We start from the raw sequence: 7534 nt of genomic DNA on the forward strand, positions 1-7534 counted from the left end.
GATAGGGAGCATTGGTGGCGATGACCTGGTTGCGGCCCTGGCTGATTCGGGCAATCTGGGTAGCGACGCCCGAGGGGAGCTGCATGAAGTGGACGAAAGCCCAGCTTCGAAAACTGTGCGATCAGATGCGTGAGCAGGGTCGCACCAACGACGAGATCGCCGACGAGATCCGGATCCGTTCCCGATGCTCACCCCTGGCGGCCTACCGCCACATGCACGGATGGAGTCAGGCAGAAGCGACCGAGCGCTACCGCGATTCCGCCGCTGGCCTACCTCTGGATCAGGCAGGCCTCAGTCGTCTGGAGCTCTGGCCGGAAGTGGGTGGGCGGGCACCGCAGGCGGCCCAAGTCGTTGCTCTGGCAACGCTGTACGGTACTTCTCCTCGAAGGCTGCTGACCCCCGAAGGGTTCGACAAACTCAGCGAACACGAACGAAACGTCCTGAAAAGGATCGGAACCCAGCTCGAATCACCCGGCATTCCCCAGAAGGACCTTCACCAGACGCACTTCCCCGTCAACGACGGGACCAGATCACTACCTCCGGAAAGGCAGATCGACATGGCCGCGAAACGCGCAATGAGGTTCGGAGCGATGGCAGAAGGAACGAATGTGGGTGTGGAGACCATCCAGGAACTCTTCGATGAGGTGTCCAGGCTCGCGAGCGCCTACCCTTGTTCCCCGCTCCACGAGCTTTTGGGAGATCTGGTCGAGGCCCAGGACGTGGCATTCATGTTGTTGGAAGGACGACAGCGCCCCAACCAGTCCAAGGACCTGTACCTGCTCAGCGGCCTGTTGAGCATGATGCTCGCCAAGGCGAGCCATGACCTCGGCGACCCGCACGCCGCGATGAAGCAGGCTCGAACCGCGTTCATCTGCGCCGACAACGCCGACCACGACGGGTTGCGGATCCGGGTACGCACCCAGCAGAGCCTGATGGCGTACTGGGCGGGATGGCCCGCAGAGGCTGCCCGCTACGCCGAGCTGGCACGTGGTCTGGCGACCGAGCGCACCGGCACGGCCGCCATTTGGCTCATGTCCCAAAGCGCTCGCACATGGGCATCGCTGGGCAACGGAGAGCGGGCACTCGACGATCTACAGGAAGCCACCGCTCTGCGTGAACGGCTGGGGACGGACGACCTGGATGAACTCGGTGGCCTCATGCGGTTCGCGCACTGCCGACAGCTCTACTACGGAGCCGAGACGCAGATCTGGATCCCCGGACGCGAGGAACAGGCGCAGGAGGTCGCACAAGAAGCCGTCCGGCTCTATGAGGCCGCAGCCGCTGAAGGATCGGACGACTGGGCCTACCAGGACGAGGCTGGCGCTCGAGCCGATCTCGGCTACGCCCGAGCATCCCTGGGAGAGATCGAAGGCGCCACCGAAGCCCTCAGTCCGGTCCTGGACCTGCCTTCCTCGAAACGGGTCGCCGGAGTGGTGAACAGCGTCATGCGCGTACACGGAGCCCTGCGCAGCCCGAACTACACGGGGAGCAGGACGGCCTCTCGGCTTCGCCAGGAGATCGAGGCCTACAGCCGCACACCCGTCTCGGCCCTGACCTCGGGCCGCTAACCTGCCAGGCATGCGCCCAGTCGAACTCTCCAGTGACCGGCTCACCCTCCGCGAACTACGCCCCACCGACGTCGACGACCTGCTCGCGGTCTACGGCGACCCGCAAGCCGTCCGGCACCTGTCCTTCACCCCGCGGACGAGGGAGCAGTGCGCCGCCATCGTCACAGCCGCGGCCGCCGACGCCGAACAGGAGGACCGCACGGTCTACATGCTCGCTGTCGCGCGCCAAGACCGCCTGGTCGGCAGCGCCCGCCTGGGCGTGGACGAGCGGCCCCACAGCGCGCAGATCGGGTTCGCCCTGCGCCCCGACCTGTGGGGGCAAGGGCTGGGCGACGAGCTCGTCCGGCTCCTGCTCCGGTTCGGCTTCGAGGGCCTGGGGCTGAAGCGGATCTGGGGTGCGCGTGCGCCGGAGAACCGGGCCTCCGAGCGCGTCATGCTCAGGGCCGGGATGGTGGAGGAAGGGCGTATCCGCCGACACCTGTGGACCCGGGACGCCTGGCGCGACTCCATCGTCCACTCGATCCTCGACGACGAGTGGACTCCGCACCCACCAACACGCACGCTGTAGGCCCCGCCCTGGACCAAGTGCCGGGAGGCGATCCCGGCACACCACCAAGAACCCGATGCGAGACAGTAAACATCGCGAAAATGTCGCCCATGGTAGGTAAGCTGCCGGAGTGAGCAAACGTAAGAGAAGGAAGCGGCAGGCGAGAACCAACAAGAAGCACCAAGGAAGCGCAGACCGTTCGCGTACAAGCCACCTTGCTGCTGCTTCCTCGCTTGAGTCGGAAATCGGTGAGATGCATGAAAGATTCATGCTATATCTACGGGACGCTACTAGTTCGGAGGACGCTGCTACTGCGGCACGGGCAGACTTAAAAGCGGCGATTGCGAAGATAGATCCACTGTCCTGCGGCCTTGACTTAACCAAAGTTGTCGCGAGTGTCCGCGTCACTATGATGATGAATCGGGCAATAACCGGGACGGACGTGTCGGCTGCGGTACTCGAGCTGATTGCGCTCGCGCTCATGTGCCGGGATTCCGCCACGCCTGAAACCGACGAGGTTACGGTAGAGTCCGGGTTCATGCCTCCGCACATCGAGGAGGCAGCTCGGACAGCCTTGACCGCTGGAAGCATCATGACGCTGTTCGAATCGTCGCCATCCGATGCGGACAGCATGATCCACTTCTATTCAAGGCAACGCGAGATAACCCTTCGAAACCCGGTGTATCCACATATGTTGCTGGACACTCTTCGTGGCTTGTTCGGAGATTCATCCGTGCACGACGACTGCCAGGCTACGTTGGGATTCACGGGCTTGGAAGCCGTCAATGTGATGGACGCAGTCCGGTCGTTGTCCATCGCTGAGCTCGAAAAGCGCTTCACTCGCATGGAGGCCGCTAGAGATGCGAGTCTCCCCTTCCTCCAGTCCTGGCAAGAGGCAAGAAGGAGCGAGGTCCTTCTGCCAACAGAGGCGCATCGAGCAGCCACACAGGAAGTACGCGACGCACTGGAGGACCTCACTACCAATATCGATCAAGCGGTTACCATCGATTCTGCCGCTGTTGCTGAACACACCGGTTACGGCCCTTCCACTGTCGAGGCAGTCCTTGAGGCTTTTACCTTGACTGGTCTCGTCGACCTCGACGAGACCCTGGACCGGTTCTTCCGCGGTGACAATCCTTTACGTACGACGCCGATCGTTGCCGACACGCAAGGGCGACGGATGCTCGTCCATGATGCGCTCGCCTTGCCTGCCGTTCGCGAGGCTATCGAAACCAGGCTTAAAGCGTCTGGTAGGCAGAAAAGATATGAGAAGCACCGTGGCGGCTGGGTTGAGGATACCGCCCTAGACCTTCTAGCTCGCGCGCTTCCAGGGGCGAAATTTTTCCGTGCATTCAACTATTTCATCCCTGACCCGAGGGCGGTCATTCCTCAATCAGATCCGGAGAAGTTCACCAAGCGAGTTGAAGGCGATGGCCTCATCCTGATCGATGACATCGCGTTGATCATTGAGGTCAAGTCCGTGGCGCTGACTGCGGAGGCGCGCGGCGGCGACGCTCGCTGGCTACGAGGAAAACTGCGCGATATCATCACCAAGGCTGCGAATCAAGCAGTCCGCCTTCGAGAGCGAATAACCATCGACAAGCGGATACGGCTAGATGCCGATCAGTGGATCGATGCCAGCGGCGTCCGAGAGATCCATACAATTGCAATTGGCCTCGAGGATCTATCCGGCGTCACTACCGCGACAACAGCACTACTCGGCGCTGGCATCCTCAAACCAGACCACATTCCTTGGACGGTTTCGCTTCACGACCTTCGCATCGTATGCGAATTGCTAGAGCGCCCCAGCGAACTACTTCTCTACCTACGCCGCCGCACCGAGCCTGCAGTTACGTGGAAGTATCGTGCTGTTGACGAACTTGACCTCTTCCTTCTCTTCCTCCGCCGAGGACTCTTTGTTGAACCGGACCCCCGCGAGAGGGCACAAGCACTGCCGTGGTCTAGACCGCCATCAACTTCGGACATAGATCGCTTCGAAAACCAGCACCCAGAATTCGTCTTCAGTCACACTGATCCGCTTGATGCTTGGTATAATTCGCAAATCGACTCGTCAGCACCACCAGCGGATAAACCACGCCTCGAAACCGACAAAAGACTGATGGGTCTTATCGACCAAGTCATCGAAACGGAGTCCGAGGGTTGGCTGCCAACGACAGCTGCGATGCTGGAGGGTGACAATAGAGTCCAGCGTACATTCGGCCGAAACTCAGGTGACCTGGCGAAACTCGTGCGTCGCGACCAGAAGCGCCACTCCATCACTTATTTGATGGGTGACACCACTAGTATGCCCGTCTTGCTGGTTTGGGTGTGCCACGGGCCCAGGGAAGACTTGAATTCTGCAACGCCTTACCTCCTTTCATACCTCCAAGCCAAGAAGCACCAAACGGGCGCCCATCGAGCCGCATGCATGATTTTTGACCCGACAGGAAAATATTTACGGCGACTACTGTATGACAACAGAAATATAGGACCAGACCTAGAGCTCGACGATGCTGCTGCCCAACTTATGCCGCTCGAGAAAATGAAAAAGGAAAGCCCTGAAAGCATCCGACAGTCCATAAAAAGGCGGACCCGAAACCGCTAATCCTAATCCGATGGCCACAGATTCGAATCCTATCGGGTTTGCAGTTAGCAATCCCGCAGCTTCGCTTCTGAGAGTATTTGCGTCATTCGGCGCTTGACGCTACTTCCAGGAACCCAATACAACCAGGTGCGAGACCTTTGTTATGGGTGAGTCCTGACTAACAATTTTCTAACACATACAGGAATGCTTACCTCTCATCCGCATACATCTGGAGGGTGTCATGGAACCAGAGACATGGTTAACAACCTGGGCTGTCGTTGGCCCACTCGTAGGTGTACTTGTAGCTACGACTGGAAGCATCATCAACGACGCTTTCAAGGACCGGCGCGCCAGTCAGCGTGAACTTCAGGGGCGCAAGGAGGCCTTTGCGATCTCATTCATGGAGAACGAGCGCAACAGCCTCGCTGATCTGCAAGAGCTACTGCAGCAGTTCATGTACGTCTATGAGCCGGACGAGCGAACCTCGTCGACCCCTGGTGAATGGCATCCGATCAGGGCACGGATCTACATGGTGAAGTTTCGGTGTTCCTTCGCTGAGATCCGAGTAAAGGTTGGCGAGCTCATGAAACTTCCTCAGCCAGCAGATACCGAAAGGGTGAATGATCGTCAGGCGATGGTGGAGCTATACCAGGAGATCCTCAGTGATATCAAAGATGCCCAGGATCAACTGACGAAGTGGATGCTCGATGATCCGACTGTGGCCATCCATGTCATCAAGGATGTCGTCGAAATTCCGGGACGCTCCTTGGGAGCTTCTAATCCGATGGCCTCAGGTTGAAATCCTGCCGGACACTCCACAAAACCTCAGTTCAGACGAAGCGCGCGTCCTCATCTTTGAGGAGTCGTCGTGCTGATGGGACCACGGTGGGACCGAGATGAGACCAGCCCCGTCTTAAACCTTCTAGTGGCCTGTCACGCGGCTTTGGCTGGGTAACTCGTCCAACTCCGGATCGGTGAACTCTGAGCGAAACAGGTCTTGGGCCGTGCCCGCCGGTTGCGGTAGCGCACGTAGGCACCGATCGCCTTGTTCTGCACCGCGTGAGAGCGGTGATCGGTGCCGTTGAGCGCGTAATAGCGCAGCGCAGCGAACTCCGACTCGATCCAGTTCAGCCATGATCCGTACGTCGGCAGGAACACCAGCTCCACATCGTTGTCAGCGGCCCAGGCCCGCACGTGCGGATGGCGGTGCGGGGAGTAGTTGTCCAAGACGACATACAGCCGCTGCCCGGGCCAGCGCGCACGCAGCGTCTTGAGGAAGGAGAGGAACTCCCGCCACCGCTTGCGCCTGCGGATCCGGTAGTAGAGCCGGCCCGTGGCCAGATCCAGGGCAGCGATCATCTGCCTGATGCCCTCATAGCGGTGGTAGGTCGCGCGAAGCCGGGCCGGGCGCCCCTGTGGCCGCCACCGCTTGCCCGGGCGCGGCATCAGGTTCAAGGGGCCGAACTCGTCCAGGCAGACCACCCGCCCGTCGGCGGGCGGGTGGTCGTACAGTTTCAGCACCCGCTGCATCTTGGTGATGAAGTCGGGGTCGTTCGAACTCTTCCATGTGGTGGTGCACTGCCAGCTCACGCCCTGCTCACGCAGGATTCGGCGTAGGTGCTCGCGGCTGATCGCCGCGACGGCCCCGCGCTCGGTCAGGTGCTCGGCCAGGGTGGCCGGGCTCCAGGTCGACTGCCCGGCGATGCCCCACTCGGCAGGGGTGGTCCGGGCGATCAGGCCGATGTGTCGGCGTGTGTCAGTACTGATCGTCGGGGCCGGGCCCCGACTCCATTTTGGGTCCAGTGCTTCGAACCCCCGCTCGTTGAAGGTGTGGACCACCTGGCGCACGTAGTCGGGGCTGACCTGCATCAGCTCGGTGATGTCGGGCACGGATTGGCCTTGGGCCGACATCATCACCACGATAGCGCGGCGCAGTTTGACGGGGTCCTTGGCGGTGCGGGAGATCCGCTGGATTTTGCGGCCCTCTTGCATCGACAGGGGGCGGACGAACACGTCGGGCGGGCGGGCCATGGTTACCTCCACACAGTTGTGGGAGCAGGTTCCCGAACTCGCTGCTGGAGGTCAATTACGCAACCGAAACCATGTGACAGACCACTAGCCCACACCCACTGGTGCGACCTGCCGGAGTCGCGCAGCACCAGCCACGCCGTCCGATCTGCCGCCTCCGATGACACGGTTGCCGCCGGATCCAACATCACCTTCGCCAGCTTCCAGGTTCACACGGGCAACGGTAGGCGATCCCGGCGCGCGCCGAGCCCGACACAGGACAGCAGCCGCTGGACTCACTGGACCTGAGCCCCACGTACACGGCGACAACCCGAGAATGTACGAGGGCGTCCCACATCGAAACCCCCGGCACTGAGGAGAGCCGTGTCCCCTGTTCAGATCATCCGCACGATAGCCACTGCCCTGATCGCCGGCGGCGGAGCCCTCGGGCTGCTCCCCAGCGGACCCTGCGGGGCGGGCTGGTGGAGCTTCCCGGGCGGCGACGAACTCTACGGGTGGTTCGCCCTCGGGGGCTTAACCCCGGATGTTGGACACGGGGGTGATTGATTACGCCGCGATCGCCATCGTAGACGCTCTGGAGACCTCGAAGTCGTTCGGAGACACGTTCCCGCAGTGCGAGTGACGACGACGGGTGTTGTAGCGGTGGGCCCACCGGAACACCGTGCGCCGCAACACCGCCTCGTCCGCGTACACGGCCTCNCCGGCGAGGGTCTCGCGTTTGAGCGTGGCGTTGAAGCTCTCCGCGGCGGCGTTGTCCGCGCTCGACCCGATCGCCCCCATCGATTGGACGATGCCGAGCTCGGCACA

The 7534-nt window shown here is 61.3% G+C and carries 6 protein-coding genes; 4 read left to right on the top strand and 2 right to left on the bottom strand.

All coding sequences use genetic code 11. From position 1 onward, the window contains the following. Window positions 1-14: 14 nt before the first annotated feature. The 4 genes from B042_RS23155 to B042_RS0113650 all read left to right on the top strand — a co-directional run bounded on the left by B042_RS23155 (window position 15) and on the right by B042_RS0113650 (window position 5498). Window positions 15-1568 carry a hypothetical protein gene (locus tag B042_RS23155; RefSeq protein ID WP_231494065.1) on the top strand — a complete coding sequence of 518 codons (1554 nt, stop codon included), beginning with the start codon at window positions 15-17 and terminating at the stop codon, window positions 1566-1568. 10 nt (window positions 1569-1578) lie between these two features. Beyond that, window positions 1579-2136 (top strand): GNAT family N-acetyltransferase, encoded by a 558-nt coding sequence (locus B042_RS0113645; protein WP_028648768.1) that lies wholly within the window; start codon window positions 1579-1581, stop codon window positions 2134-2136. Window positions 2137-2245: 109 nt separating this feature from the next. Further along, window positions 2246-4720: a hypothetical protein gene (locus tag B042_RS25755; RefSeq protein WP_155989086.1), complete on the top strand. Its 2475-nt coding sequence runs from the start codon at window positions 2246-2248 to the stop codon at window positions 4718-4720. 220 nt (window positions 4721-4940) lie between these two features. Further along, window positions 4941-5498 carry a hypothetical protein gene (locus B042_RS0113650; protein WP_155989088.1) on the top strand — a complete coding sequence of 186 codons (558 nt, stop codon included), beginning with the start codon at window positions 4941-4943 and terminating at the stop codon, window positions 5496-5498. A gap of 134 nt (window positions 5499-5632) precedes the next feature. On the opposite strand, the gene B042_RS26565 is transcribed toward B042_RS0113650, so the two are convergent. Then, complete coding sequence (locus B042_RS26565; protein WP_231494076.1) at window positions 5633-6730, bottom strand: IS630 family transposase; 1098 nt, start codon at window positions 6728-6730, stop codon at window positions 5633-5635. A gap of 543 nt (window positions 6731-7273) precedes the next feature. Further along, the coding region (locus tag B042_RS25760) for an integrase core domain-containing protein (RefSeq protein WP_028648771.1) at window positions 7274-7534 on the bottom strand (261 nt) is incomplete at its 5' end.

Origin of the sequence: Nocardiopsis sp. CNT312 (assembly GCF_000515115.1) — a bacterium.
GTDB lineage: Bacteria > Actinomycetota > Actinomycetes > Streptosporangiales > Streptosporangiaceae > Nocardiopsis.

Bases quoted from the DNA above. Each gene is read 5' to 3' on its own strand.
- B042_RS0113645 (WP_028648768.1), top strand. From the start codon at position 1,579: ATGCGCCCAGTCGAACTCTCCAGTGACCGGCTCACCCTCCGCGAACTA.
- B042_RS0113650 (WP_155989088.1), top strand. From the start codon at position 4,941: ATGGAACCAGAGACATGGTTAACAACCTGGGCTGTCGTTGGCCCACTC.
- B042_RS26565 (WP_231494076.1), bottom strand. From the start codon at position 6,730: ATGGCCCGCCCGCCCGACGTGTTCGTCCGCCCCCTGTCGATGCAAGAG.